Below are 25,595 nucleotides of genomic sequence, written 5' to 3' on the forward strand. Positions count from 1 at the left end.
GATACTCATGGCGTGACCGCTCGCTGCTGAGAGTATCTCAGGACCACGCTGCATCCTCGCCACGGCCAACGCATGGTGCGATGACTAGCATCGGTCCGCGCGAGTCTCACCGATGCCTGCGCGAAACTCGTCATAGGTGACCATGAGGTAGTCGACGAAGGACGTGCGGACCTCGGGGCGGGAGAAGTAGGCAGCGACGAGCCGGCCGTTGCGGTTGGTGCGGTCGACGATGATCTCGTCAGCCATCTCCTCGAGGGCGAGGCGGTACTGGTCACGATCGTTGTTCTCAGCGACCATGCGCATGTCGTCGCGTTGTATGACGTCTCTGCGAGTCTGTTCGAAGGTGAGCTTGTCGGCGTCGGTCAACTCGGCACCGAACTTCTCGTTCATCACCGCGATGAGGGCCGAAAGCTTGTCGGTCTCGGGCTCGTTCTGCTTGCCGAGGCCACCGCCGGGCAGCGCGGTACCGGGGATGTCGTCGTCGGCTTCCAGGTCGATGGCGGTCTGGTCGGTCACGGCCATCCGCAGGTGGGTGAGCTGCACCTGCTTACTGATCTGCGGCATGGGGTCCCCGTCTCGGGCGGGAAGTTGGGTGAGCAGCACCTTGCCGTACAGGTAGAGCTTCTCCAGCGACGGGTCGATGTACTGCATCACCTGGGCCAGGAAGGCGTAGGCGCGGCAGAACTGGTCGAGGGTGGCGCGGAATGCCTCCTGCTGCTCCTCGTCCAAAGCGGTCCAGCGGCCGACCGCCGAGTGAAGGTTCGCGTACACCTCGCCCTGGCGGTCCGGGGCATCGCTGAGCAGCGCGGTCACCGAGGCGTCCATCTCGGGCTCGGACAGCACCTGCGCGGACCACAGGTCGTTGCTCATGTTGTAGAGCACATTCGGATCGGTCGGCGTGGCCAGCGATGCCTGGTAGAAGGGTTGGAAGGCCTGCTGGATCTCCTCGGCGGTGTTGGCGAAGTCGAGCACGAAGGTGTCGTCCTTGCCGGGCGTCGTGCGGTTGAGCCGGCTCAGCGTCTGGACGGCCTTCACCCCGGACAGCTTCTTGTCGACGTACATGGTGTGCAGCAGGGGTTCGTCGAAACCGGTCTGGTACTTCTCCGCCACCACGAGCACCTGGTAATCGGCGGTGCGGAACTTCTTGGGAAGTTGTCCCTCGGGGAAGCCGTTGAGCTCGGCCTCGGTCCACTGCTTCTCGGGCATGTCGGGATCGGTCACCGGGCCACTGAACGCGACCAGCGCCTGCAGCGGGTGAACTCCGCGGTCGTAGCCCTTGCGCATGATGTAACGGTCGATGGCCTCCTTGGTCTTCACCGCGTGCAGTCGGCTGCGGGTGACCACCATGGCCTTGGCGTGCCCGTTGATCTTCATGGCGGTCTTCTGCCGGAAGTGCTCGACGATGATCTCGGCCTTCTGGTCCATCTCGTAGGGGTGCAGGGACGCGTATCGAGCCAACGCCGCCTTTCCCTTCCTGGTCTCCAGGTCGGGGTCCATAGCGCCCTCGGCGTTCGCGAGCCGGTAGTACACCGAGTAGGTCGTGTAGTTGCGCAGCACGTCCAGGATGAAGCCCTCGGCGATAGCTTGGCGCATCGAGTAGACGTGGAAGGGGCGCATCAATCCGTCCTCGCCCCGTTGCCCGAACAGGTCGAGGGTCTTGGGCTTCGGAGTCGCGGTGAACGCGAAGAAGGACAGGTTCTTCTGCTTGCCACGGTGCGCCGCCGACTCGATGATGACATCAGCCGCATCGGCCGCCTCCTCGGCGGCGTTCTCGGCCTCTTCGGCGGCCGCGAGGAGGGCTTCGGGGCCGCCGAGCACCCTCTTGAGGTCCTTCACGGCTTCCCCGGAGGTGGAGGAGTGGGCCTCGTCGACTATCACCGCGAAGTGTCTGCCCGCCACCTCCTTGGCCTCGCCGTTCTTGGCGTCCTCAGTGGCGGCCTGCACCACAACGGGGAACTTCTGCAGTGTCGTGACGATGATGCGGGCCGCGTTGCCCTCCAGCGCCTCCTTGAGCTGCGCCGAGTTCTTGTCGACCCGCACGATCGTGCCCAAGGTGTGGTCGAACCCCACTACGGTGGCCTGAAGCTGCTGATCGAGCACCTTGCGGTCGGTGATGACGACGACCTTGTCGAACATCGGTTGATCGTTGTCGTCGTGGAGCCGGGAGAGCTGGTGGGCCGACCATGCGATGGTGTTGCTCTTGCCCGACCCGGCCGAGTGCTGGATGAGCCGATCGACCCCGGCGCCGTCGCGCTTCGTCGCCTCAAGGATCGAGCGGACGGCGTGCCATTGGTGGAAGCGGGGAAACAGGATCGTGCCGTCGCTGTCGTGGACGAAGTTGCCCAGGATGTCGAGCCACGCGTCGCGCTGCCACACCTGCTCCCACAGGTATGACGTCTGGTAGCCGCCTGAGCTGGCTGGAGGATTGCCCGCAGTTCCTGGATGGCCAGCACCCGCACTGCCCTGATCGAAGGGGAGGAACCGGGTCTTCTGCCCGGCGAGTCTGGTGGTCATGGACACGTGGTGCGGGTCGACGGCGAAATGCACGAGCGTGCGGCGGGCGAAGATCAGGTCGGCAGGGTTCCGGTCGGTGCGGTACTGCTCGCGCGCATTCTCGACGTCCTGCCCGGTGAGGGTGTTCTTCAGCTCGGCCGTGGCGACGGGGATGCCGTTGACCACAAGCGTCATGTCGAGTGAATCTTTCGGGCGCGACACGGAGTGATGAAGCTGCCGCACCACAGCCAGCCGATTCGCCTCGTAGCGGGCGGTCTGTTCCTCGTTGAGCCCGGAGGCGGGTTTGAAGTAGCACAGGCGCACGTCGACGCCCCGGTCCTTGATGGGGGAGCGGAGCACCAAGATCGTGCCTCGCTGATTGAGTTCGGCGGCCAGGCGCGTCAAGAACTTGGTGCGTGCTGCGTCGTCACCACCATGATGCCGGACGAGTTTCGCCCACGCCTTCGGCTGGGTGGACTGGACGAAGGCGATCACCTCGTCGGGGAAGAGTCCGATCTTCTTGTCGTAGCTGGCGGGGGAGACCTTCACCCAGCCATGCGACAGCAGGTGGGCCTCGATGTTGCTCTCGAAGGTGTGCTCAGTGGTGACAGACATGGCTCACTCCGGAATTTTCGTGGAGGCTGTGGTGACGTCGAACTCGCCCGTGACGGCGGCCGTGATGAGGGATTGCTTGTATTCCTGCAGAAGAGAGACAGCAGAGATGAGCGCCGTCACACCCGCATCGACAGCTGCAAGTTGATTCTGACACTCCGACGCGAGATCTCGCTGCTCGGAGATCGGAACGAACGGGATTGGCAACGCCATGACCTTGGACGCGCTGGTCGATGCCAGGTTGGTAGTCTTTGACCCAGTTCGCTCGAAGTAGCTACGGGCGGCAGATGACTGTGTGTACAGCGCGAGATAGTCAGCTACAAGAAGCTCCCGAGCTGGTCGCACCGAGAAGACATGATTTTGGTGGAGACAAGGTGAGATCTCACCATGCCAAACCGTGCCCCGACCGAGCTTGTCAAGATCGCCACCCTCAGTCATCAGGACGTCGCCAGGCCTGAGCGTGCAGCGCTTAGCAAGCGCCTCTTCCGCGACCACCGTCTTGATCTCTGCCAAATCTAGCCCGCCAGCCTGCACGTTTGCGACGCGAAGATACGGGTAGCAATCCCCGCCACTTGCGTTCGAACGCTTTTCATCAACGGTGAGCCCGGACTGGATAGTGGCAAGGCGCCCGAGTCGGGTCATGCCAGATGGATGTGCCGGGGTCAGGACCGAATCGACAAGCGAGATTCGAGCTCTGTCGGCGTGTCTCACCTGCTGTTGGCGGGCGGCGATGATCTGGTCGATCCGGGCGACGCGGTCGTCGAGGAAGTCCGCGATCCGCCGCTGCTCCGCTCCTGTCGGCCATGGGATCTCGATCGCGGTCATGTCATTGGCATTGATCGCGGGATAGCCCACTCCTGTGCTGCGTGCAACGACCTCTTCGACAAAGGGCGTAGATCGGCAAGTATAATTCAAGAACCTCGGGTCACCGACTCTAGCCTCCAGCGTGGCGAACCCCGTGCTGAAGACTAAAGGTTCTTCAGAGGTGGGCACCTGAGCTATAGCCCGCAGATACGTTCGTACTGTCGAAACAATCGTTGCACCTTCTGGTGCTAATCGGCGTGCTCGACTTGGTGCGTCCTTAAATGTGACTGAGTTGGAGGATGTGTCGACCGCACCAGTCGAGGACACCTGAGAAATATCCACGTAGCGAAATCGATAGCTCGGATCGGTCGTTTCAGGGAGCACATCGGCGTTAACCCGTGCGACGTACTTCAGCGGTATCGTCCTCACAGCCCGAGCCCCTTCATCCAGCCCTGGATCTGGGCCTCCAAGTCCTTGATCTCCGCGGCGATCTCCTCGACAGGGCGGGGCGGCGTGTAGACGTAGAACTGGCGGGTGAAGGGGATCTCGAAGCCGAGCTTGGTCTTGGCGTGGTTGATCCACGCATCGGGCACGTACGGCCTGATTTCCTCGGTCAGGTGCTTCTCAGCAGAGTCGAGCAGTGCCTGAGCGCGGGCGTCATCGTCGAGGTCGAACCAGCCGGCGGGCAGGGGAATGTTCTCTTGGTCGCGCAGCTCGGGGTCGGGCTCCGGCTTGCCCTTCTTCATCACCACCGGCGCACCTGGATCATCCACCGCGCAGGCGACGGCGTACTTCTTCTTCTGCGTTGCGGTCAGGCCGGGGGCGTCGGCAAGCAAGGCCTTCTGCGTGCCGTATGTCTTCCCGACCAGATGGGTGAACTGCTCAAAGGGTGGGGTCTTGACGACAGCCTCGGTCACCTCCCAGCGCCGATGCAGGGGGCGTTCGACGGTGACGCGCTGGAATCCGAAGGTCTCTCGGGGCAATACCTTGACGCGCTGGTCGTCGGCGAACTCGTCAAGGGCGCCGCTGAACAGACGCACGATCTCGTCGATCGCGTCGTCAGTGAGTTCCTTGCGCTTATCACCGAGGCTCTTGCGCATCTTGGTGCCCATGTCGCGGGCATCAATGAGTTTCACCAAGCCACGTTCGGCGTCGGTCCTGGCATTGGTGAGAATCCACACATAGGTGGAGATGCCGGTGTTGTAGAACATCTGGTCGGGCAGGGCGACGATGCCCTCCAGCCAGTCGTTCTCCAGCAGCCAGCGGCGGATCTCACTCTCGCCCGATCCGGCCTGACCGGAGAACAGGGGAGAGCCGGAAAGGACGATGCCGACGCGCGATCCGTTCGGACTGGCGTCCGTGACGGGCTTCATGTGGCTGAGCATGTGCTGCAGGAACAGTAGGGAGCCGTCGGAGACGCGGGGGAGTCCGGCGCCGAAACGACCATTGAAGCCTTGTCTGTTGTGTTCGTCCTTGATGGGTTGGGCGTAACCCTTCCAGTCGACACCGTAGGGCGGATTGGCGAGGATAAAGTCGAATTTGTTGGTGGGGAAGGCATCGGCGGTGAGAGTGTTGCCGTTGTGCATCTGCTCGGGGCCGATGCCTTGCATCATGAGGTCGGACTGGGCGATGGCCCAGGTCTCGTCGTTGAGTTCCTGGCCGTAGACCTTGACGAGGGCCTTCGGGTTGAGCTCCTTGATGCGGTCCATGGTGATCATGAGCATGCCGCCGGTGCCGGCCGCCGGATCGCACAACCGGTTACGTTGGATACAAGACCCCAGTGCGGAGCAGGGCCATCGAACAGCTTCGATACCGGCGATGAACTGGGATTTCCGGCTGCCGCGGACGTTTGGAGATTAGCCTGCTGTACCGCTGAGTATCTGGCACGTCGCTACCCGGCTGGCGTCCGTAGAGGGGGTGAACCAGTCGGGATCTTGCGCGCAAGAATAGACGCGGGGTCTCGACAAATGATGCGGGTAGCACCACTACCTGTAGACGATACCGCTTGCTATTCGTTCTTGCAGGTGGGCCGACGACCATCTGCACTCCTAGTCAACTACAAAGCTTTTAGCAAGTTGGGGGTCAAGTCCCTTGTAGTGGTGTAACGGTGTTTTCCTCTCGTTTGGGGTTTTAGCCTGCGAGTGCGGGCATGTCGGCATCGGTCGTGGTTGTGGGTGTGGTGATCAGGTTGAGGCGGCTCTTGGCGAGGACTTCCAGGCCGAGGTAGCGGCGGCCTTCTGCCCATTCATCGGTTTGCTCGGCCAGGACGGCGCCGACGAGCCGGACAATCGCTTCCCGGTTTGGGAAGATCCCAACCGCATCGGTGCGGCGCCGGATCTCGCGGTTCAGCCGTTCGGTGGGGTTGTTCGACCAGATCTGCTGCCAGACCTCGGTCGGGAAGCTGGTGAACGCGAGAATGTCAGCGCGGGCGGCATCGAGGTGGTCTGCGACGTCGGGGAGTTTCTCGGCGGTGTAGTCCAGCAGCCGGTCGAACTGGGCGTGAACAGCATCGGCGTCAGGCTGGTCATAGACGGAGTGGAGCATGGCCTTGACCGCCGGCCACAAGCTCTTGGGAGTGATGCTCATCAGGTTCGCGGCGTAGTGAGTGCGGCAACGCTGCCAGACGGCACCGGGCAGGTTCGCCGCGATCGCTTCCACGAGGCCTTGGTGGGCGTCGGAGGTGACCAGCCGGACCCCGGACAGTCCTCGGGCGACCAGATCGGCGAAAAACTCGTTCCAGGCCGGGCCGGTCTCGCTCGTGGCGACCCGCATCCCTAAGACTTCGCGATGCCCGTCGGCGTTGACCCCGGTCGCGAGCATGACGACCGCGTTGACCACACGACCTCCCTCGCGAACTTTCATCGTCAACGCGTCGGCGGTCACGAACGTGAACGGCCCAGCATCGCCTAGTGGACGGTGTCGAAACTCGGCGACGTGCTCGTCCAACTCGGCGGCCATGCGAGAGACCTGGGACTTCGACAGCCGGTCGATTCCCAACGTCTTGACCAACTTGTCCATCCGGCGAGTACTGACTCCAGCGAGATAGCAGTCGGCAACAACAGTGATCAATGCGGACTCGGCGCGCTTGCGACGCTCCAGCAGCCACTCAGGGAAATAGGTGCCCTGGCGTAGTTTCGGGACCGCGATGTCCAAGGTCCCAACACGGGTATCGAGAGGCCGGTGGCGGTAGCCGTTGCGCTGGGCACGTCGGTCAGGATCTGGGCGGCCGTACTCGGCACCTGCAACCGCATCAGCATCCGCAGACAGCAACTCGTTGATCACAGTCTGCAACAGGTGACGCCTCGGCAAGCAGTTCGCCAAGCAGCCCGGCAGGGTCGACAATATGGGTAGCGGTCATCGTGTGGCCTTTCGCGAGTGAGTTGTAGGGGACGAAACTCGAGGATCACACGGTGACCGCCCTGCTGTCCAGCACGACCACCCCGCTACACCACTATGAGGGACTCAACTCCCTTGGTGATTAGTAGCGCCCTCGCTCATCAGCGAGATGCTGTTCGCAAATGATCCCACTAGCGCCATGTTCGCGACAGCACCACGTGTGCCAAACGCGTCGAGGTACTCCGATTCGAGCTGTGGGTTTAGGGCTTGGCGCCTGGCACCGGGACCGTGTCCGCTAATCTGAGGTGTGTCTCAGCTGCCAACGAGACGACGCATCGGCGGCAGCCACGAAATCGTGGAACCGTCCGGGCCGACTAGACAATTCCTTAGGCGTGCCGGTTTCGGCGACGATAGCACCGTCCGCTAAGGGTTCGAGGAAGACCACCTGATCGGCGCTATCTATGGTGGATAGTCTGTGCGCTACCACGATCACAGTGCGGCCCTCAGATAGTTGACTGATGACGTCGCTAATCGCCGATTCATTCTCGCCGTCCAGCGCCGAGGTAATCTCGTCGAGCAGCAGTATCGGAGCATCCTTGATGAATGCCCGAGCGATCGCCACTCGTTGGCGCTCACCTCCAGACAGGCTCTGCCCGGCAGGCCCCACTTCGGTATCCCAACCGTGAGGCAGCGCCTCAATCACCCGATCAAGTCTCGCCTTGCGAGCTGCTTCTTCCAACTCGGCATTCGTCGCATTGGGACGGGCAATCCGCAGATTCTCCCGGATCGTGGTGTCAAACAGGTAGGTGTCCTGGAACACCATCGAGGTCAGCTCCATGATCCGCGTGGTTGGAATCTCGCGCACGTCCACCCCGCCGATGGTCACGCTACCGGCGTCGACATCCCAAAACCTTGCGGTGAGACGCAAGATCGTCGACTTCCCGGCCCCTGACGGCCCCACTAGTGCGGTGACTGCTCCCTGCGGGGCGGTGAGCGAGACATCGTCTAGGACAGGCCGGCCTGACTCGTAGGAAAACGACACTCCTCGGAATTCAATCGACGTCCCACGCGGTTCCCGTGCCTGCTCGGAATCAGGTTCGGCAAGTGGCGCGGCATCAAGGATTATTCCCATCTGGCGCAACGCTACTGCGGCGTTATCGACCTCAGATGCGTAGAGCGCGGCTTTTGTGAGCGGCAGCAGCATGCGCGCACTGACCGCCGCGATCACCAGATACGCAATCGGGTCCAGACGCGCTCCGGTCACGAACGACAGCCCCAAGGCGAGCACCACCGCGAAAGTCACGTTAGCGATGAGGTTGAATCCTTGGGCAGGTCGGCCCTTGATCCGAAGCCCGGCCAACGTCGCCTCAGAGTCGGCTTGCAGAGTCTCTTGTACGGGGTCCCACGACGTCGCGGCACCCGTGGCTCGAAGCACCGGTTGTAGCCTGGCGAACTCAATCAACCGGCCGGCTGCGGCGGACGAGGTACGGTCTTCCATGTCATTGGCTCTGGTTGTTGCCGCCGACATTTTCCGCCACGTGAGAATAAACGGCAAGATCGACACTGCCATGACCACAGCTAACGGCCACTCAATGAATGCGGTGGCAACGAGCATCACCAACGGCACGATGAAGGCGTTGCACAGGTTCGGGATCACCATTGATGCCAGATGCGACAGGGTGTTGATCTCCTTGGATGTCGCATTAGCCACGTCCGCTTCGCGTTTGGCATTAAACCACCCAAGCGGCAGCTGCAAGACATGATCTGCTACGCGATCAATTAAGGTATCGCATACTTCATAGACGCTGATCCGATAGGAGCGGTACATCGCGAAGGTGTCGACCGTCACCGTGATCGCGCCGAGGATGGCAACGACGACGAGCCAGGTGCCAAGGGTTTCAGAGCGGGAGAATAATGCCCGAAGGAATGGGATCATCAACGCCAGTGTGATGCCTTGTAGGACAGCGGAGAAGGCGAACCAGCCCACCAACGTACGCAACTCGGCCCTGTTGACGACCCTGATCATTAGTTTCCACATGAGCGTGTCTCTCCTTAGGCCATGTAATGGAGTTCTTGGGCCCGCCACATCTCGCTATAGGTCCCCGCTTGGTTGACCAAGTCCTCGTGCCTACCACGCTGAGTGATGTGGCCGTCCTCAATCACGAGGATCTGGTCGGCGTCTCGGATGGTGGCGAGTCGATGCGCGATGATGATCACCGTGCGCCCGGATGCCAAGGTGCTGAGCGCTTCGTGGATCGCACGCTCCGACTGGGGGTCTGCTTGCGCGGTGGCCTCGTCGAGAATCAAGATCGGCGCATCCTGCAAGTATGCTCGCGCCAGGGTGATGCGTTGCCGCTCACCGCCCGAGAGGAAGCCACCAACCTCGCCAAGCACGGTGTCATACCCCTCGGGCAGACGCATAATGCGATCGTGGATGCATGCCGCACGGGCTGCTGCCTCGACCTCGGCGCGCGTTGCCGACGGTTTCGACAGCGCGATATTGGTATGGACCGAATCGTTCGACAACGTTACGTCCTGTAGGACGATCGCGACGCGGGAAAGTAGCCACGAAAAACTCGCCTCGCGCACATCCACACCGCTGATGCGTACCACGCCATCATTGACGTCGTAAAAGCGCGCAATCAGCCGGGCCAGTGTGGACTTCCCTCCGCCCGACGGGCCCACCAGAGCCGTGACCGTTCCGGGCTCAGCCGTAAAGGAGACACCGTGCACAACGGGCACGTCAGGCTCGTAGGAGAAGGAAACCTCACAGACCTCAACTTGGCCGGGGTTTGGGCCCTCTTCTTGGGTGCGGCTGCCTTCGGGCATGGGTTTCTCGGAAAGCAGCTCTGCCGTGGTGCGAGCCGCCAGCTGCGACTCATAGATATGTTGCATCAGACCGACTAGCACCGTGAACCCCTCCGGGATACCGGGAGCGATCAGGAAGAATGGCAGCGTCGCCGACAGCGTGCTCCAATCCTGTGCGACGAATAGCGCCGCCAGTAACGCGACCGTGACGAAGACCGTGGCTGGACGCAGTAGCGAACCGAGCAGACTAATCGCTCTGCCGGAGCGACGAACCCAGTCGAAGGAGATGGCAGAAAATTGCTGGCGGGCGGCGTTAAAGCGCGTTCGGGTCGCATCGGTGGCCTGGAAATTCTTGATCTCCTTAATGCCCTCAAGCATTTCGACGGTGGCTGCGGCCAGTGCGGTCTGGGCATGTCCGAATCGCTTGGTGATATCGCTATAGCCGCGCATGGTCGTGCTGACGATGATCATGATCGCTACGGCCCACGTTCCAAAGAGCGCGAGCGCCAGTCGCCAATCGACCCACACGAGATACCCGAGGCCTACGACCATCGAGACCACGGCGTTGGTGACATCACCGGGAACATGCGCAACGAGAGTATGGATGGCTGCGGTATCGTCACACACCATCTTGCGGATGGCCCCATGCGGCACCTGCGAGACCCTACCCAAGGGCAAACTGCCCAGCGCTTGGACCACATTGCCGCGCAACCGATGTCGGAGCTTGGCTTCTGCCTCGTGGGTGACACCCAATCCAAACAGGTAGAGCAATTGGCCCACGAACAGCGAAAGCACCGCTATCACGGCCCAAACCCACGGCTTTCCGGTCCAGCCGGTGCGCACCTGCCCGTCAAGCCAGATCGCGGCCATGTTGTGTAAGGCGACGAACGGCACCAGCGTGACGATAGCGCCTAAGGCTGTGAGGACTGCGGAAAGGACCATCGCGCCCTTGGCCGGGCGGATTAGTGCGGCGACGGAAATACTCACATCGGGCTCCTGTCGAGTCGAGTCTTTCGAAACGTTCATTGGCGCCACCACCACAGCAACGCAGTAACGGCCCAAAGGAGGCCCACCAGGCACCAATCTCGCACCTGCCACGGTGTGTGTTGGAGTTCCGTGCGCCGCGGATAGGCGCCAAAGCCACGTGAATCCATCGACAGGGCAACCCGTTCGCCGTGCTGGACGGCGAGGATCGCCAGCGGCACGAGGGAACCCACCCATCGAATTGCGGGCGCTAACGGCCCCCATGATGCCCCAATACCCCGCAATGCCCGCGCTGTGCGCAACAGCTGGAAATCTTGCCGGAAACGAGTGACGAAGGCGACAGCCGCAGTTCCCGCCGCAGTGACCCGATAGGGAAGCTTGAACGTCGTCGTCAACGTGCGAAGCAGCGCTTCCGGATGAGTGCTGATGCCTGAAAGCAGCATGAGGGACAACAGTGCCCCGATACCGCTCGCTGCGGCAAGCTCGCCACCGTGATTGTAGAGTGGGCTGACCTCTTCAATGGTGTAGTTGTAGCGGAACACCGGCAGTAGCACAGCTGCGATGACCCAGGGTGCTAGCAGTGACATGACCGTTCGAGCGCGACTCGCTCTCGCGGCTACCATGGCCAGGCTCGCTGCGATGAGCACTCCAACATTGACGGCCGGGTCCTTGCATACGAACACCATGACCATCGCCGGGATTAGCGCCAATAGCAACGTCACAGGATTGAACGATGAGAAGAGTCCACGGGGCACGGACGGCGAAGGCGGGTTCGCTGGTGCTGCGGATGCGGCGTTTTCACGAGTTTCGCTAACGGCAGCAGGTAGCGCGATGATGTGGCTGCAGCGTGATAGGGCAAGTTCTAGGTCGTGGGTGGCCATGATGACGGTTCTGCCCTCAGCGCGCAGTTCGTCGATGAAGGCCATGAGTTCGCAGGTATTCGCCCAGTCCTGGCCGTACGTGGGCTCGTCAAGGACAATCACATCGCGGCTCTCGGCGACCATCGTAGCCACCGATAGTCTACGAATCTGGCCGCCTGAGAGAGTCAACGGGTGTTGGTCTCGATACTGGGAGAGATGGAATTGCTCCACAATAGCCTCGGCTTTAGACGCGGAAACATCCCCCGTGGAGATTTCGCCAGCCACGGTGGAACAAACCATCTGATGTTCCGGGTTTTGAAACACGTAGCCGACCTGGTGCCGCCCTCGCCGCACAACCTCTCCGCAGACCGTAGCGCGTTGTGCCTTTGATGGTATGAGACCCGCCAGCGCCGCGAGCAGGGATGTTTTGCCTGCGCCATTCGGCCCTATAAGCGCGATAAACTCGCCACCCCGTAGCCGCATAGAGATAGCTGGGGAACGTCCGGGAACACAGAAATCTGCCAGCTCTACCGTGGCGCTGCCTCCACCGTCGAGCGTGTCAATCGCATCGATGGTTTCCCATCCTGCTTCGGTGCGCCGCTGATATTGCACCGAATCACCACAGATATCCGTGATGCGGGGAACTCGAATGCCCGCCTGCTCGCAGGTCAAGGCGTGGTGCGGGGATTCGTCGCGTAACGCACGGGGCAGCCACACTCCGCACGCCTCAAGTTCCGCGGTATGGCTGAGAAAAACCTCATGTGGAGTTCCCTGCGCGATCACCGCGCCCTGCGCGTTGAGCGCTATGACGTGATCGCACAGGGGTAGGACCGGGTCGAGGTCATGGTCGATCACCACGATGCCCACGCCATCGCTAACCAGCTGTTGGATGACGCTGTAAAACTCGTCCGTGCCTTGCGTGTCAATAGTCGATGTTGGCTCATCGAGGACAAGTAAGCGGGGCTGCATAGCCAGTGCTACCGCGATCGCTAGGCGCTGGCGTTGGCCGCCCGATAATCTCCATGGGCTCTCCCACAGCTTGGTCTCCAGACCAACCGCAGCCAATGCCTCGCGTACCCGTCGATCAATCTCAGGAACAGGCAGGCAGAGGTTCTGCAGCGCAAACGCGACATCGTCATACACCGTACGGGTAATGACTGCGGCATCCGGATTTTGTCCCACGTAGGCGACATTGGTAGCGATCAACTGGACCGTGGCGTCGGCGATTTCGGCGCCGGCAATTTGAACGCTGCCGGAGTATTCGGACGGCAGACAGTGGGGCACAAGGCCGCACACGGCTCGGACGAAGGTAGTTTTACCGCATCCAGAGGGCCCAATGACGGCCGTTACCTGACCGCTCAGGTGGACCAGGCTTGGACGTTGCAGCACCCACCGGTCCTGACCCAAGTAGTGAACGGAAAGATCCTCAACCGCCAGGAGCGCCCGCGCGGACTCGCTCACAGACCGTTGCTCGCTGCTCAAAGTGGAGGCCAGCCTTTCACTCACGATGGTCTACGCCTACGCCTGCATTGTTGAGCAAACGGGTTAGTCCGACGACGGCCAAACCGCCAATGACGGACGACGTGACTCCCACCAGCACGATCAGTCCCGATACCGAGATTCCCACCGCGTGCTTGAGCAGCGTGAGGTACAACAGGCTGTTAAATGCCCCGAAGAATGCGGCGGAGATCAGATACGCCCACCACGTCCACTTCCGGTACAGCATCAACGCCATGGGAAACTCAACCAGGAGCCCGCCAATGACGTTACCGACAATCGCGGCAGGCCCAGTGGGAGTAGTAAATACGCTCACAACTCCGATGATCAGCGCGGCCAGCAGCGAAGCGCCCGGCCTTCGCACAACGGCCAGAGGAAGGAGGTAGGGAATGACCCAAAGTCCGAGAAGGGACACCCCGAGCCAGACTGCGCTCTGCGAAGCCGCACCCGCCGGCGCGATGTAGCTCAGTGGGATGAGGATGATGAGGCCGACCACCGACAGGGAGGCCACCATCATGAGATTTCGGGTACCTAGAATTGAGTCGGTTAATCCCCCGCGAGCTGAGCGTCGAACTGTACCGGATCGGTCTGTCACAGCAAACCTCCTTTCACTTAGGTTAGCCTAACCTAACTCCCGACCGGGGTCAAGTCCCTTGAGCTAGACGTTGAGCCTGCGCAGAGACGCAGCTCGAGGGGTTTCTCGCGTTTTGAAAGGACGCAAAGTGACCGCTGAGGATCTCCGGGCAAAGCTGATCCGGGTTTGCGAGTCACCGCAGCACCCGAGGGTGTAAAAAGTATCGGTAGGGCGTCATGCGATACCCAAATGTGCACCTTGATCAAAGCTGACTGTATCGCACGAATAGTCATGCGATATGGTATTCTGGCTGCGTGGTTGACACATCGAACGCGCCTCGCGAGGACTATAGAAACCTCTGGAAGTTGCTTATCGACAGAGGAATTCGGAAGGGCGAGCTTAGAGACCTTGCCGGTCTGAGCTCATCAACCATCACGAAGCTGGGTCGAAATCAGACGGTTACCACCGCGACACTTGGGCGGATTTGTAAAGCGTTGGATTGTTCACCCAACGACATTCTGGCTTTTGAAGACTGTCATGAGGAAGGAACCGGCGACGGCCGTAATGATTGAGATGAAGCAGGCATATACCATCAAGCCTCAAACGGCGGTCGCCTCCCCCGACAGCAGTACTACCGACTTAGTGTTCCCCATTGAGCTTGTTGCCCCCGTTGTGGGCATGGCTCACAGCTTCATTAGGCGTGTCCTTGGCAGGAAGTCAATCTTGTCCGAGGCCGACGTTCGGCAACTTCTAGATCAAGATGCATTCTCCGAGACGTTCGTTCCTCGCAGCAAAGTTCTTGAATATCTCCGTCGAGCCGTCACCGGAGCCGTGCTCGTTGCCGAGAGTCAAGAGGTCATTCAAAAGGACTCCTTCGTTGTCGGAGACGCTCTCCAGCTGATTGGAAGACTGAAAGATGGTTCGGTGAATACTGTTGTCACCTCAACGCCGTACTGGGCTATGCGGGTCTATGACGAGCCTGGTGAGCGCCTTTGGGCGGATGGCGAGTACTGCTCTTTTGGTCTCGAGCAGACACCTGAAGGGTTTATTCGCCATTCGGTCGAGGTCTTGCATGCATTGCTTCCGAAAATTGCTGCAGATGGCTCCGTGTGGTGGAACATCATGGATTCGTACAACACTCGCACTCAAATCCGTGGTAGTGCAGTTGAGACACTGCATGCGATGCAAGGCAAGGATGGACGATCGTGGAAAGATCACGAGTACTTGCGGTATTCCGCCGGACACTCGTATCTGAAAGATGGTGAGCAGTGTTTGATCCCGCAACGGATTGCTCAGCGTGCTGCCCAAATCGGCTACTACGTAAAGAGCACGATCTCGTGGTGCAAGCAGGCCACAACTCCTGAACCCCAGCAGTCGCGAGTCAGCAGAAATGTTGAGTACATTCTGCATCTCACTCGGGAACGAACCCCCAAGTTCAACAAGTCCGCATACTTGGAGCTACCTTCAGACCTTGGTGGGCGACAGCTGCTTGAGTCGGACAAGCTTAGTGACTTCTGGTACTTGCCAACCTCTTCTGGCCGAGATGGGCATGGGGCTCAGTTCCCGGTTCAGCTTCCTGGGCGCTGCATCGCGATCTCAACGGACCCTGGTGATGTGGTTCTTGATCCATTCATGGGTGCTGGAACTACCGCCGTTGCAGCGAAGAAGCTCGAGAGGAGCTATATCGGTTTTGATGTAAGCGCAGAATATCTTGCCACTGCTGAGCGAGTGTTGGCTTCAACCACCGTGCAGCAACCCCTCTTTACCGCAGAGCTTCGATAACCCTCGAAGCAAGTGCGTCGACGTCTATCGCAGAACTGCTATCCAAACCAAGACCTTTGATTCGGTGACCGTCGAACGTCTCGACCACGTCTCCAGTTCGAACGGAAGGTGAGATGATATAAGCCTCGTTGAGACGCGCAAACTGCATGTATGTATAGATCTGATACAGATCCTTCGCATCGGGTACCTTATACTTTACGTCGAGGACAGCTTCTATAGATCCGCCGCGATAGATAGTCAGGTCTGGAATTAGCTCGATTTCGCCATTCGTAAGCAGAAAGCTACTGGAGGCAAAACCCTTTTGAACGCTTAGAGCAGTGGGCTCTGCAGCTCTCATAAGACTTGTTCGCACAAAGTCTTCGTAAAGTCCAGGCATATTGAACAAGTATCCGTCAGACTCCCATCTTTCACCGTGGTCAATTCCGGATGCTTGGAGGATGACGAGGCTGAGACCGAGCGCATTGCTGTAGTAGGAATGCGAACCGCCAACATTCTTCGTTCGCATCATCTGGCTGACCTTGCGGATATCGTCATAACCAGCAAAGGTAGATGCCTGCCAGTTTGCCCAATCGTGAGTTACACGCGCCCCAGGAGCGTCACTAGACAAGAGTCCCAATACTCGTTTGGCAGCCGACTTGATAATTCTGTTCTCGGGGATATCAAATGTCGGCCTGTGTCGTCTCGTTACGATTGGAGCGGCATCTCCTCGCCGCGCTCGGAGGTTTGTCACAGGCCAGTTTATCTGTCCAACGGCAGATGACGTGGCCTCAAGCGTAGGCTTGCGGCGAAATAACTTTGGTTTTGCTGCAAAGGATAAGAGCTCCCGGGACAACATCTCTGCCAACGAACTCAAGCCGAAATCGTGCGACCCGCTTGAGTATCCGAACGGAGCATCGTTCACCAGTCGAGCCGACTGAGAATCGTGAAGATACAGCAGCATCGAAACTGGATTGAGCGATGCATGCTTCGGAGAAATGACAAGCTTATTTCCATTAAGAAGCGGGATATTCCCGGCAACATTTGACGCCAGAATCTGCAGAACTCCACCTTGAAGGAGAACGCGAATGTTGTCTGGCAAGCCAGTGGGGACATCAGCTGGGGTTAGGCCGGGTAACGCCGAAATCTCGTTCTCGACGGCATGCCAAGTCTGCATCACGCTGTTCCTGTGAAGAGTTCATCTACGCGGTTGTCGATTTGCGCTACCACTTCAGGCTCATAGGCAGAGAAATGATTCATCAAGACCGGTCGGATTCTCCACATGTAGTACATCCGGAAGTCATCACTCGGCTGAAGCCCGGCGAAGTAGCCATGACCCAGCGGATACTTGTCTTGAATAGCAGTGAAGACAGTCTTAATGGCTGCGGCTGTATCTGAAGGAATAGCTCTGTGCCTAAGTATCGCGTCAAGGTCTTCAACGCGTGGACCAAAGTAGACACTTGCCATACGTCCCATGAGTGCGTCGTCAACATCCTCCGTGTTCGTGTCGACGTTATTCATAGTGAAGTAGAAAACCACTTCTGGATCGATAAAGATCTGCGCACCATTCGGAAGCGTGATGCCGTTGGTCTCGCCCCGGTACGCTGGCTCGATAAGAGAGAATAACTCGCCCAAGGCCTGGCTAATTCGAGTGCGGTTGATCTCTTCTAGAACGATATGCCTCTTGCCGTTTCGAAGCGCGCGAAGGAGTGGACCTTCAGTCCATTCGAATTCTCCCGGTTTCTCACCGGGCGCGAGTCCTAGGATCAGGTTCTCATAACCCCACCCCTCATGGAGCTGAATAGTCTCACGATCCTCAGAATTACGCGGAATAAGTTTATCGATGGCACGGGTTTTCCCGGTTCGGGGCGGTCCAAACAGAAGAATTGCGCGCTCTCCCGCTTTGACTAGCGAGGCTAGCTGTTCACTTGGGGAAATCCTGGTCCATGCTGGTGCTGAATCGATTGTTGTCACTGACTGAATCCTATTTGTGTACTCAAGCCGATCTTCTTTGCGGATTTCGACTTCCAACTTGGCCTCAAATGCCGAATTGCAGATTGCCAACAACTCCGCATCGCTAAGCGGAGCGTCGCTGGTCTCGATATCGATTGGCTTGTTTACAAAAACTGCCTCGATCTCGCCGGGCTCAAGGTTCAGCTCGCGTATGAGGGCTTCGACGAGTTGCTGCGAGAGCTTGTTAGGGTCACTATCGCCAAAATACTGGTCCAACTCATCTTGACGGAAGAGCCAAACCGCCATTGCTTCAATAGGGATAGCGACTCGTGCGTCCTCTTCTAGGGCGAACCCGTCTCCACCGTGTCCCAGACCTTGGGGGTAGATCCTTCCGAGGGATACTCGAATCTTGTTTCCCTCATCGGAGAAATCAAGGTATGCAGTGGGAGATCCAGAAACTACTGAATCCGATGTTTTCCATCGCTGAATAGTGGTTTGAATAATTGAACGCGAAGCGTCGCCTTTCATGAAGGCGTAACGGACGGTGTGCGCAAAGGGAACAAAAAGTTTTCCCTCAGGACTGCCGCAGGAGAACAGCCTCTGCAGGGTGGGAGTTGAATTCTGCGTATCGATCAATATGGACGTGTCTCGGCTCAAACCCATGTGCTTTAATACAAGCCAGATTTTGAGCAGGTGGGAAGCTGTCCCTTGGAGCTGATCGAGTGCCGCGCTGATCGTCTTAGCGGAAAGATACATCTTGCCTCCTTGCACGCGGACTTGCGGTTAGACTCGGGAGCAGTATTCGGAGACCGATCATTTCCATCAAGCCCTTACGTCGAAGCGTGGTCCAACTGGTCCTAGTTTCTGGCAGCATTGGCATCATCTCTCTGAGTCAGTTTGGGTCTCGAAAAGGTCTTCAACTCTGCAGTCGAGGGCGGTCGCTATCTTCATGAGGACGTCCATGTGTACTGGTTCGTTCTTGCCGAGTTTGGCTAGTGAGTTGCTGCTGATGCGCGCCTTGTCTCGGAGCTGGACTTTGTTCATGTTCTTGTCGATGAGGAGTTTCCAGAGCTTGTTGTATTGGATCTTCATGGACGTTCCTCCCGGCTCCACTTCTCTCCAAAGAGCGCCTTCTCGTTGTTGTCCAGTTTCAGGACGGTGGTTTCTTGCAGGATGGATTGGGCTTCGGGGGTGCATTCGCTGGTCTTGTCCACAGCGATGAAGATTTGCTTCTCCACTTGATCGGCGTAGACGCGGATCAGGTTGCTGAGGTCTGGGCGGGGCATGGAGTCGAACACGATCGAGTCGTGTGCCAGTGCTGGGAGCACAGTGTTCTGCAGCACGGCGAGGTCGTAGATGATCATGCTGCGATGGTTTGTGCCTGTGCCTTTGTCCTTCGGCGTTTCGAAGTCGTAGGAGTTGAAGGCCTTGATCGTCAGTCGGGGCGCGTTGTACTCCCCGCCGGTGACCTCGTCGTTGATGGCGTCCATCTGCGTGTTTATGGCGATTTCGATTTGTGCCAGCACGCTTTCGAGTTGGTTTTGGTAGCGCGTGTTGGCTTCTCGTTTCGCGGTCTGGAGCTTGTGGTTTTGGTCGAACGCTTCGTTCTGCTCTTTAAGCTTGGTGATCCGCCGATCCAAGGTCGTGTAGGCGTCGAGGAATTCTGGCGTGAACGCTTTGGATGTGGGGATCGCATCCATCTGGGAAAGGATGCGGTCGTGGTGTTCTTGAAGCTCGGTTACCTCGCGTTGGACGCGCTCGCGGGCTTGGGCGAGTTCTTCCGCGAGGATCGTCTGGATCTTGGTGTGGAACTTCTCGACCTCGACAAGCTTGGCCAGGTTCGCTTCGGGGAAGAATTCTTGCAGGCTCTTGAGGTCGGCCTCGGTGGGGTACGCGCCGTGGCGTAGGTTCAAATCGAGCAGGTGTAGCTCGTCGTGCCTTTCCTTGATGAGGCGTCGAACGTCGCCGAGTTGGCGGTTGAGTTCGTTGCGTGCGTTAGCGTGTTCGACCTCGCTCGGATCGACTGTCGCTTCATCTGATTCGGCCAGTTGCGCACGTTCCTGCTCCAAGGAGGCGATCTCGACGACGTTCTGCTTGTACTTAGTCAACCCGTCAACTGCCGATGGGATGAACTCGTAGCGTCTGGCAGCTTTGAACGCTGCAATCATGCCCTCAGCGCTCTGTAGTTGCTGCTTGAAGTCCTCGATCGAGCTGTAGTACTGGAACAAGGAGATCAGGATCGCGATGGCATCCTTCTGGGATTCCTCACCACCACGGGTCTGGAGTGGTTTGAGTTCGTTGTGGTTGTTTTTGCCGTAGATCCGGAAGAACCTGCTGAGCATCTGTCGGAACGACGCGCCCGGCAACTGCATGCCGTACTTGACGGCCAACCAGTCTGTGAACTCCTTGAGCTCAAGGGTTTTCAGCACGCTGCCGTCGGCATCAATGTTGACCACAACTTTGGGTTCATGGGGGCGTCGCACGAAGTTGTAAGAGGCACCGTCAAATTCGAAGGTGAAGTTGATGGCGTGCTCAGGCAGTTCCCGGACGGCATCGCTGTCGACGTAGGTGTTGCCACCAAAGACGAAGTCGATGATGAGCATCATCGTGGACTTGCCGATTGACCCGGCCTCGCCTCGGACTGCGCCGAGGATCGTGTTCAGTCCTTGATGGAACTGGATCGGCGGGCGTGGTGTGCCGCCTTCTTTGAACAAGTCACAACTGATCTGCTTCAGCATCGCTCCAGTGCTCCTTCCTCACTGAGCGTGACCTTGCCGAGGGAGTAGAGACAGTCCAGCGCATCAATCAGCCGGATTGGATCCGTCGTGACGGAGGCAAGGGCGACGGCAAGTTCATTCGGGGTCTTCGGGGTGTCCAGGAGCCTTAGGATCGTCGGAAGCAGCGGCAGCACCGTGTCCTGGTAGGCAAACAACTTGTTAGGAAGCAGCATCGAACACCTCACAGGACTGGACGAAGTAGGAGGTCACGTAAGCGCAGTAGCGGGCATCCTGTTTTGTGATCTGACTGAGCCGAATGGTCAGGGCTTCATGGATCCGCTGTTTCGCGTACCCCTTGTCAGCGAGCTTCGTGTACGAGGCTCTGATCTCAGCTCGCAACAACCCATCATCAAACGTCTTGAGCTGAGCCTGCTCCTGCAGCTCTTTCTCGATAAACCTGAAGTATCGCGTGACGTGCATGAATACTTCGTCGAACACGAACACGTCGACTGACTGGTCGATCTTGTCCTTGACTGCGACTGGGTCGAAGTTCAGCGGCTCGAATTCTTTGGGGTTGGCGTTGCCGAGCTTCTCGACGACCTTGCTGATGCCACGTTCAATATCGACCGTGGTCAGTGTCTTGCGTGCCTGGGCTGCGTCGACTTGTGCCTTCTTATTACGCCTCAGGTCTTTTGCGTCGGATTTCTTGTGGTTGAGCGTGTAGGCGTGGAAGCAGTCCGGACACAGCGCGACCAGATTCTCGTAAGTACGCGCTTCGCCTTCAATTCGTCCAATCGCATAGAGCGGAGCTGTCGCGCCGTCGTCGGTGACGGGCTGGAGGTGCTTGCCGCAGCCGGTGCGCGAGCAGGTGTACTTGCACTCCTCCAACAGGCGAGAACCGAGCTTGCCCTTGACGGCATCCGACACCGCCGTGGCTCGCTGGAGCTTACGGTCATTCTCCAATTCCGGATTGACAACGAACTCCAACGCTTGCTGGATCAAGTCGAACAACACGTCGCCAACATTGAAATCGTCGACATCTTCGCCGGTAAACGGCTGGATACTGCGAGCCAGCGCCGCCTTGACCTCCTCGACTGACTGCGTCTCGATGTCATCGACGTAGTTGAGGGAATCGACGAAGTTGTCGCGGGTGGGATTAGCGAGCATGGCGCGCGCCAGCTTTTTCGTGATCCCGCGACTATAGAACTTCCGCAGGGATTCATCCTTGTAGTCCTGATCCGGTGTCCTACCTCGGGGCGTGAACCAGTGCTCCTCAGGGACGGCGCATAGCCGTTCGATCATGTTGCGCATGAAGTCTGCTGTGTTCCGGGTGCCGCGCAGGTGCGGGTAGACGGCCTTCATCACATCGTTGAAGAGCAACTTCGCCATCACCTCCACCGGATTGTCCCAACTGTCCCAGGCTGTCCCAAAGCGTCTAAATGGCCGAGGTGCCATTTTCTACCGTGGACATAGCTCACGAGAGATGGGTATGAGTCTATCACGGCTGTGCATTTGCAATGAGAAGTTGGCGATTGCGTATCTTGCGTGGGTTATGCGGGGCAGGTGGCGTGGCCTCGCGCTCAGGACACGACCGGGATGTGCACGATCTGGTCGAGTCCATGGAGACACCTCACGCAACGTGAGGCGCATCCACCGGATCGACCGTGATCACGCCGATCCGTAGCCAACAACTGAGCTCAGGTTTCTATTCGTCCCAAGTCGGAACGATCTGCAGGAGCCACTGGGGCGGGCATCCATCCGGATGTCCGCCCATAGCCATGCCAATGCAGACCGCTTCACCGACACCAGACGACTAGCGGCGTCTCCCGTGGGTCTTTCCGCATCCAGCGGAAGGAGCCAGCCGTGGCAACTCCTACTTTTTCAACCACACAGAAACCCGACACCGGATACCAGCCCTATGCCGTCCGCACCAAGAAGGTCGGCGGCAAAGAGTTCACCCACATTTACGTGCCCTCGAAGGTCACAGACGGAGTCCAGGAATATGCGTGGATCGAGCTCGTCGACCCGCCGACCGGAGATGACGACCTCGGGCTGAGCGCCGAGGACATGCTCGCCTTGCTGTACGACCCGACGTACGTGCCGGAGTGGAAAGTCGCATATCTGCGCGCTGCCTACCGCAGTTTTCGTGCCACTAAAAACGCTCGAAACCGTGGCGACCTCTCGTATAGCGACTGGGAAGTCGAGGTCCATGGCGGGCCCCAGTATCTGAACGTCTCGGTTCACGAAGACCAGATCGACAGTGAGCTGGTTGTCGATTGGTTGCTGTCTCAGGTCAGTGCCAAGCAAGCCGAACACATCCGACTGCACGTGTTTGAACGGCTCTCCTTCGTCGAGATCGCGCGTGAGGAGCTGCCCGGTGCCGACGAAGCCGACGTGACCAAGCGAGCGAACAGCATCGGGCGCTCGGTCAAGCGGGCTTTGAAGAAGCTTCGCGAATTCATCGAGCAGGAGTGTCCGGATCTGGCTCCCGTCGGGGGCGTATGAGTGCCCGGCCCACATGAAGACCAGCACAAACCGACGCTCATCTGATTCATAAAGGAGGAAACGATGTCCAATCATCGTCTCAAGGTCACGTTGACTGACCAGCCCGAACCTGACGCTGCGGTCTCTGCCCGCAAGGTCAGCATCCGAAGCAGGATCGCCCGCAAGCTGCTCGGCAACCCACAGCAGCTCACCGTTCTCGTGCCGGGCAACCAGGTCCGCTCAGTAGAAATCATCCGCCCAGACGACGACCTCCTGGCGCTGGCTCGCGCCGTCGGTGTTACCCGGAGCGGTGGTGATGCCGCATGAACGTCACCGAAGCGAACCGCTACGTCCCGGCGCTGAACCGGATCGCGGAGGGGGTCACGATGCTGGCCTCTGCGATCGAAGATACCGCGTGGGAATCGTTCGAGGATCACCCGTGTATGTCGGGAGCTCGCCCGATCGCCGCAGCCCAGCTCGCCCAGCCTGCGCTGGAAGCTGTAGTCGAAGAGTACGACGCGGCCCACCAGCCGCCAGCCCCGGCACCGGCTCCGGAAGTTGTGCCGGTGTCGTTGGAGCAGGTCCGCACTGTGTTGGCGCGCTTGTCGCAGGCAGGTCATACCGCGCAGGTGCGTGAGCTGATCCAGGCAGCTGGCGCGAACAAACTCTCCGAGATTGACCCGGCCAAGTACGGGTGGTTGCTGGAGCGGGTGGAGGCGATCGCTGATGCCTGACCAGCACGCACTGCTCAGCGCCTCGGGAGCGCACCGCTGGTTGGCCTGCCCACCGTCAGCAACATTGGAGGCCGGGCTGCCGGAGTCCTCCTCGTCCGCTGCCGAGCAAGGAACCGCAGCTCATGAACTCGCGGAGTGGAAGCTGCGCCGAGCACTCCATGACGCACCGACTACAAAGCCGGTCTCGAGCTGGCATGACGCGGAGATGGAGACCCTGACTGACGATTACGTGGCCTTCGTTCAGGAGCGGCTGCGTGATGTGCGGCAGGCGTGTGCTGATCCGCAGGTGCTCATCGAGCAGCGCCTGGATTTCTCCCACGTGGTGCCGGGCGGGTTCGGCACCGGCGACTGCGTCATCATCGCTGAGCCCACGCTTCAGATCATCGATTTGAAGTACGGCCAGGGGGTCATGGTCGAAGCCGAGCACAACCCGCAGTTGATGCTCTATGCCCTCGGCGCGCTACACGCCTTCGGGGACCTGTATGACATCGAGACCGTGGCGGTGACGATCTACCAGCCCCGGCGCTCGAACGTCTCAACCTGGACGATCCCCGTCACTGAGCTGGAGACCTGGGCAGAACAGGTCGTGAAACCCCGTGCGGCGCTGGCAGCCAGTGGGGATGGCGAGTTCGCGCCTGGTGAGTGGTGCCGGTTCTGCAAGCTTGCACCCACTTGCCGGACGCGCGCTGAGGCGAACCTTGCGCTTGCCAAGCATGAGTTCGCACCCCCTGCCGAGCTCACCGATGCCGAGATCGCACAGGTGTTGGCTCAGCTGCCGGACCTGAAGGCGTGGGCTGCCGATGTGGAAGCGCACGCGCTGTCGCTGGCGGTAAACCAAGGCAAGACCTGGCCCGGGTTCAAGCTCGTCGAAGGCCGCTCGATCCGCAAATACGTAGACGAGTCCGCTGTCGCAAAGACAGCTGAGGCAGCCGGTGTCGATGTGTGGGATCGCAAGCTCAAGACCATCACCGCGCTGGAGAAGCAACTGGGCAAGAAGCGCTTTTCCGATCTCCTCGGGGACCTGGTGGTCAAACCCGCTGGTAAGCCCACGCTGGTGCCCGAATCCGATAAGAGGCCCGCACTGGAGATCCAGTCGGCAACAGATGAATTCACATCAATTTCAACCAAGTAAACACAGAAAGGTAAGACAAGAATGTCTATGCAGAATCCGACCCGTGTGGTCACCGGCGAAGTTCGCCTGTCCTACGCCAACATTTTCGAGGCGAAGTCCATCCAGGGCGGCAAACCCAAGTACTCCGTGTCCCTGATCATCCCGAAGTCCGACACCGAGACGCTGGCCAAGATCGAACGCGCCATCGACGCGGCGATTGATGCCGGGATTGGAAAGTTCGGTGGCAAGCGCCCGAACAAGGCTGCGCTCAAGCTGCCGCTGCGTGACGGCGATATTGATCGTGACGATGCGGCGTATGCGAACGCGATGTTCGTCAACGCCAACTCGACCACCCCGCCACAGGTCGTGGGTACTGACCTGCAGCCCATCCTGGACGCCAGCGAGGTCTACTCGGGCTGCTACGCACGAGTGAGCATCAGCTTCTACGCGTTCAACACGAACGGCAACAAGGGCATCGCCTGCGGGCTGGGCAACATCCAAAAGCTCCGCGACGGCGAACCACTCGGCGGCAACCGCATCAGCGCCGAGGCCGACTTCGGAGGCTTCGCAGAAGCCTCGGACGACTTCCTCAACTAGGGAAACGGAGAAGCATCATGAACGAGTGTTATTCAGCAGCGCTGTCAGCAAACACCACCACAGTTGTGGCACTGCTCATTGGCGCTGTCCTCGGTCTCATCGTCATAAAGATCGCCTATGTGATTGCCGAACGGCGGGCTATCCGCCGCGATCGCAAACGCATCGACAAGCTCATGACTGACACCGAGGCCGAGCTCGAAAAGTACCGCGCTAACCACGACCACTAACCCCTCACCCATGCTGGGAGGACACCACGCCCACTTCTGGGGTGTG

The 25,595-nt window shown here is 59.4% G+C and carries 21 protein-coding genes and 1 pseudogene; 8 read left to right on the forward strand and 14 right to left on the reverse strand.

The features are described from left to right. Positions 1-84: 84 nt before the first annotated feature. The 8 genes and pseudogenes from ACP8ML_RS06280 to ACP8ML_RS06315 form a co-directional block, all read right to left on the reverse strand. On the reverse strand, positions 85-3,108 hold the full coding sequence (locus ACP8ML_RS06280; RefSeq protein WP_117189118.1) for a type I restriction endonuclease subunit R: 3,024 nt from the start codon (positions 3,106-3,108) through the stop codon (positions 85-87). A 3-nt stretch (positions 3,109-3,111) separates the two neighbouring features. Beyond that, entirely contained in the window at positions 3,112-4,338 is a 1,227-nt protein-coding gene (locus ACP8ML_RS06285; protein WP_172590590.1) for a restriction endonuclease subunit S, read from the reverse strand. Continuing rightward, positions 4,335-5,663: an HsdM family class I SAM-dependent methyltransferase gene (locus tag ACP8ML_RS06290; protein ID WP_486702901.1), complete on the reverse strand. Its 1,329-nt coding sequence runs from the start codon at positions 5,661-5,663 to the stop codon at positions 4,335-4,337. Before ACP8ML_RS06290 ends, ACP8ML_RS06285 begins: the two co-directional genes overlap by 4 nt. 376 nt (positions 5,664-6,039) lie before the next feature. Further along, positions 6,040-7,267, reverse strand: a pseudogene (locus ACP8ML_RS06295) (IS256 family transposase). Positions 7,268-7,540: 273 nt separating this feature from the next. Then, entirely contained in the window at positions 7,541-9,283 is a 1,743-nt protein-coding gene (locus ACP8ML_RS06300; RefSeq protein ID WP_013888718.1) for an ABC transporter ATP-binding protein, read from the reverse strand. Between the two features lie 14 nt (positions 9,284-9,297). Next, complete coding sequence (locus tag ACP8ML_RS06305; protein WP_042380551.1) at positions 9,298-11,040, reverse strand: ABC transporter ATP-binding protein; 1,743 nt, start codon at positions 11,038-11,040, stop codon at positions 9,298-9,300. Between the two features lie 35 nt (positions 11,041-11,075). Further along, a complete protein-coding gene (locus tag ACP8ML_RS06310; RefSeq protein ID WP_083286188.1) occupies positions 11,076-13,358 on the reverse strand; it encodes an ATP-binding cassette domain-containing protein in 2,283 nt (760 codons plus the stop codon). Positions 13,359-13,395: 37 nt separating this feature from the next. Continuing rightward, a complete protein-coding gene (locus tag ACP8ML_RS06315; protein WP_223845782.1) occupies positions 13,396-13,911 on the reverse strand; it encodes an ECF transporter S component in 516 nt (171 codons plus the stop codon). Between the two features lie 371 nt (positions 13,912-14,282). Here ACP8ML_RS06315 and ACP8ML_RS06320 point away from each other — a divergent pair, with 371 nt between their 5' ends. Beyond that, positions 14,283-14,540 carry a helix-turn-helix domain-containing protein gene (locus tag ACP8ML_RS06320; RefSeq protein ID WP_274732680.1) on the forward strand — a complete coding sequence of 86 codons (258 nt, stop codon included), beginning with the start codon at positions 14,283-14,285 and terminating at the stop codon, positions 14,538-14,540. Then, complete coding sequence (locus tag ACP8ML_RS06325; protein WP_274732681.1) at positions 14,506-15,750, forward strand: DNA-methyltransferase; 1,245 nt, start codon at positions 14,506-14,508, stop codon at positions 15,748-15,750. The genes ACP8ML_RS06320 and ACP8ML_RS06325 overlap by 35 nt, the downstream gene beginning before the upstream one ends. Here ACP8ML_RS06325 and ACP8ML_RS06330 read toward each other — a convergent pair. The 6 genes from ACP8ML_RS06330 to ACP8ML_RS06355 form a co-directional block, all read right to left on the reverse strand. Next, positions 15,731-16,903: a 5-methylcytosine restriction system specificity protein McrC gene (locus tag ACP8ML_RS06330; protein WP_274732682.1), complete on the reverse strand. Its 1,173-nt coding sequence runs from the start codon at positions 16,901-16,903 to the stop codon at positions 15,731-15,733. The two genes, ACP8ML_RS06325 and ACP8ML_RS06330, sit on opposite strands and share 20 nt — an antisense overlap. Beyond that, positions 16,903-18,435 carry an AAA family ATPase gene (locus ACP8ML_RS06335; RefSeq protein ID WP_071345763.1) on the reverse strand — a complete coding sequence of 511 codons (1,533 nt, stop codon included), beginning with the start codon at positions 18,433-18,435 and terminating at the stop codon, positions 16,903-16,905. Before ACP8ML_RS06335 ends, ACP8ML_RS06330 begins: the two co-directional genes overlap by 1 nt. Positions 18,436-18,558: 123 nt before the next feature. After that, on the reverse strand, positions 18,559-18,771 hold the full coding sequence (locus tag ACP8ML_RS06340; protein ID WP_014320331.1) for a helix-turn-helix domain-containing protein: 213 nt from the start codon (positions 18,769-18,771) through the stop codon (positions 18,559-18,561). After that, a complete protein-coding gene (locus tag ACP8ML_RS06345) occupies positions 18,768-20,417 on the reverse strand; it encodes a DUF2326 domain-containing protein (protein ID WP_486702902.1) in 1,650 nt (549 codons plus the stop codon). The genes ACP8ML_RS06340 and ACP8ML_RS06345 overlap by 4 nt, the downstream gene beginning before the upstream one ends. After that, positions 20,411-20,629, reverse strand: a complete 219-nt coding sequence (locus ACP8ML_RS06350) for an ABC-three component system middle component 7 (RefSeq protein ID WP_041630928.1) — start codon at positions 20,627-20,629, stop codon at positions 20,411-20,413. Before ACP8ML_RS06350 ends, ACP8ML_RS06345 begins: the two co-directional genes overlap by 7 nt. After that, the gene (locus ACP8ML_RS06355; RefSeq protein WP_274732688.1) at positions 20,616-21,785 is read right to left on the reverse strand and encodes an ABC-three component system protein; all 1,170 of its coding nucleotides are present in this window, start codon (positions 21,783-21,785) and stop codon (positions 20,616-20,618) included. The genes ACP8ML_RS06350 and ACP8ML_RS06355 overlap by 14 nt, the downstream gene beginning before the upstream one ends. Before the next feature lie 474 nt (positions 21,786-22,259). On the opposite strand from ACP8ML_RS06355, the gene ACP8ML_RS06360 reads away from it, so the two are divergent. The 6 genes from ACP8ML_RS06360 to ACP8ML_RS06385 all read left to right on the forward strand — a co-directional run bounded on the left by ACP8ML_RS06360 (position 22,260) and on the right by ACP8ML_RS06385 (position 25,549). Continuing rightward, on the forward strand, positions 22,260-22,901 hold the full coding sequence (locus ACP8ML_RS06360) for an RNA polymerase sigma factor (protein ID WP_311497481.1): 642 nt from the start codon (positions 22,260-22,262) through the stop codon (positions 22,899-22,901). Positions 22,902-22,964: 63 nt separating this feature from the next. After that, complete coding sequence (locus ACP8ML_RS06365; protein WP_274732691.1) at positions 22,965-23,207, forward strand: hypothetical protein; 243 nt, start codon at positions 22,965-22,967, stop codon at positions 23,205-23,207. Continuing rightward, on the forward strand, positions 23,204-23,614 hold the full coding sequence (locus ACP8ML_RS06370; RefSeq protein WP_479928835.1) for a hypothetical protein: 411 nt from the start codon (positions 23,204-23,206) through the stop codon (positions 23,612-23,614). Before ACP8ML_RS06365 ends, ACP8ML_RS06370 begins: the two co-directional genes overlap by 4 nt. Next, positions 23,607-24,746, forward strand: a complete 1,140-nt coding sequence (locus ACP8ML_RS06375; RefSeq protein WP_274732694.1) for a DUF2800 domain-containing protein — start codon at positions 23,607-23,609, stop codon at positions 24,744-24,746. Before ACP8ML_RS06370 ends, ACP8ML_RS06375 begins: the two co-directional genes overlap by 8 nt. Positions 24,747-24,767: 21 nt before the next feature. Beyond that, the gene (locus ACP8ML_RS06380; RefSeq protein WP_274732696.1) at positions 24,768-25,322 is read left to right on the forward strand and encodes a DUF2815 family protein; all 555 of its coding nucleotides are present in this window, start codon (positions 24,768-24,770) and stop codon (positions 25,320-25,322) included. 17 nt (positions 25,323-25,339) lie between these two features. Next, complete coding sequence (locus ACP8ML_RS06385; protein ID WP_274732697.1) at positions 25,340-25,549, forward strand: DUF1049 domain-containing protein; 210 nt, start codon at positions 25,340-25,342, stop codon at positions 25,547-25,549. The last annotated feature ends 46 nt before the right edge of the window (positions 25,550-25,595 follow it).

It is taken from the genome of Cutibacterium sp. LaCa_255, from assembly GCF_057458005.1.

Excerpts from the sequence above, each read along its gene's own strand:
- ACP8ML_RS06280 (WP_117189118.1), bottom strand. The coding sequence starts at position 3,108 with ATGTCTGTCACCACTGAGCACACCTTCGAGAGCAACATCGAGGCCCAC.
- ACP8ML_RS06300 (WP_013888718.1), bottom strand. The coding sequence starts at position 9,283 with ATGTGGAAACTAATGATCAGGGTCGTCAACAGGGCCGAGTTGCGTACG.
- ACP8ML_RS06315 (WP_223845782.1), bottom strand. The coding sequence starts at position 13,911 with ATGATGGTGGCCTCCCTGTCGGTGGTCGGCCTCATCATCCTCATCCCA.
- ACP8ML_RS06325 (WP_274732681.1), top strand. The coding sequence starts at position 14,506 with ATGAGGAAGGAACCGGCGACGGCCGTAATGATTGAGATGAAGCAGGCA.
- ACP8ML_RS06330 (WP_274732682.1), bottom strand. The coding sequence starts at position 16,903 with ATGCAGACTTGGCATGCCGTCGAGAACGAGATTTCGGCGTTACCCGGC.
- ACP8ML_RS06335 (WP_071345763.1), bottom strand. The coding sequence starts at position 18,435 with ATGTATCTTTCCGCTAAGACGATCAGCGCGGCACTCGATCAGCTCCAA.
- ACP8ML_RS06340 (WP_014320331.1), bottom strand. The coding sequence starts at position 18,771 with ATGAAGATCCAATACAACAAGCTCTGGAAACTCCTCATCGACAAGAAC.
- ACP8ML_RS06345 (WP_486702902.1), bottom strand. The coding sequence starts at position 20,417 with ATGCTGAAGCAGATCAGTTGTGACTTGTTCAAAGAAGGCGGCACACCA.
- ACP8ML_RS06350 (WP_041630928.1), bottom strand. The coding sequence starts at position 20,629 with ATGCTGCTTCCTAACAAGTTGTTTGCCTACCAGGACACGGTGCTGCCG.
- ACP8ML_RS06355 (WP_274732688.1), bottom strand. The coding sequence starts at position 21,785 with ATGGCGAAGTTGCTCTTCAACGATGTGATGAAGGCCGTCTACCCGCAC.
- ACP8ML_RS06365 (WP_274732691.1), top strand. The coding sequence starts at position 22,965 with ATGTCCAATCATCGTCTCAAGGTCACGTTGACTGACCAGCCCGAACCT.
- ACP8ML_RS06370 (WP_479928835.1), top strand. The coding sequence starts at position 23,204 with ATGAACGTCACCGAAGCGAACCGCTACGTCCCGGCGCTGAACCGGATC.
- ACP8ML_RS06375 (WP_274732694.1), top strand. The coding sequence starts at position 23,607 with ATGCCTGACCAGCACGCACTGCTCAGCGCCTCGGGAGCGCACCGCTGG.
- ACP8ML_RS06380 (WP_274732696.1), top strand. The coding sequence starts at position 24,768 with ATGTCTATGCAGAATCCGACCCGTGTGGTCACCGGCGAAGTTCGCCTG.
- ACP8ML_RS06385 (WP_274732697.1), top strand. The coding sequence starts at position 25,340 with ATGAACGAGTGTTATTCAGCAGCGCTGTCAGCAAACACCACCACAGTT.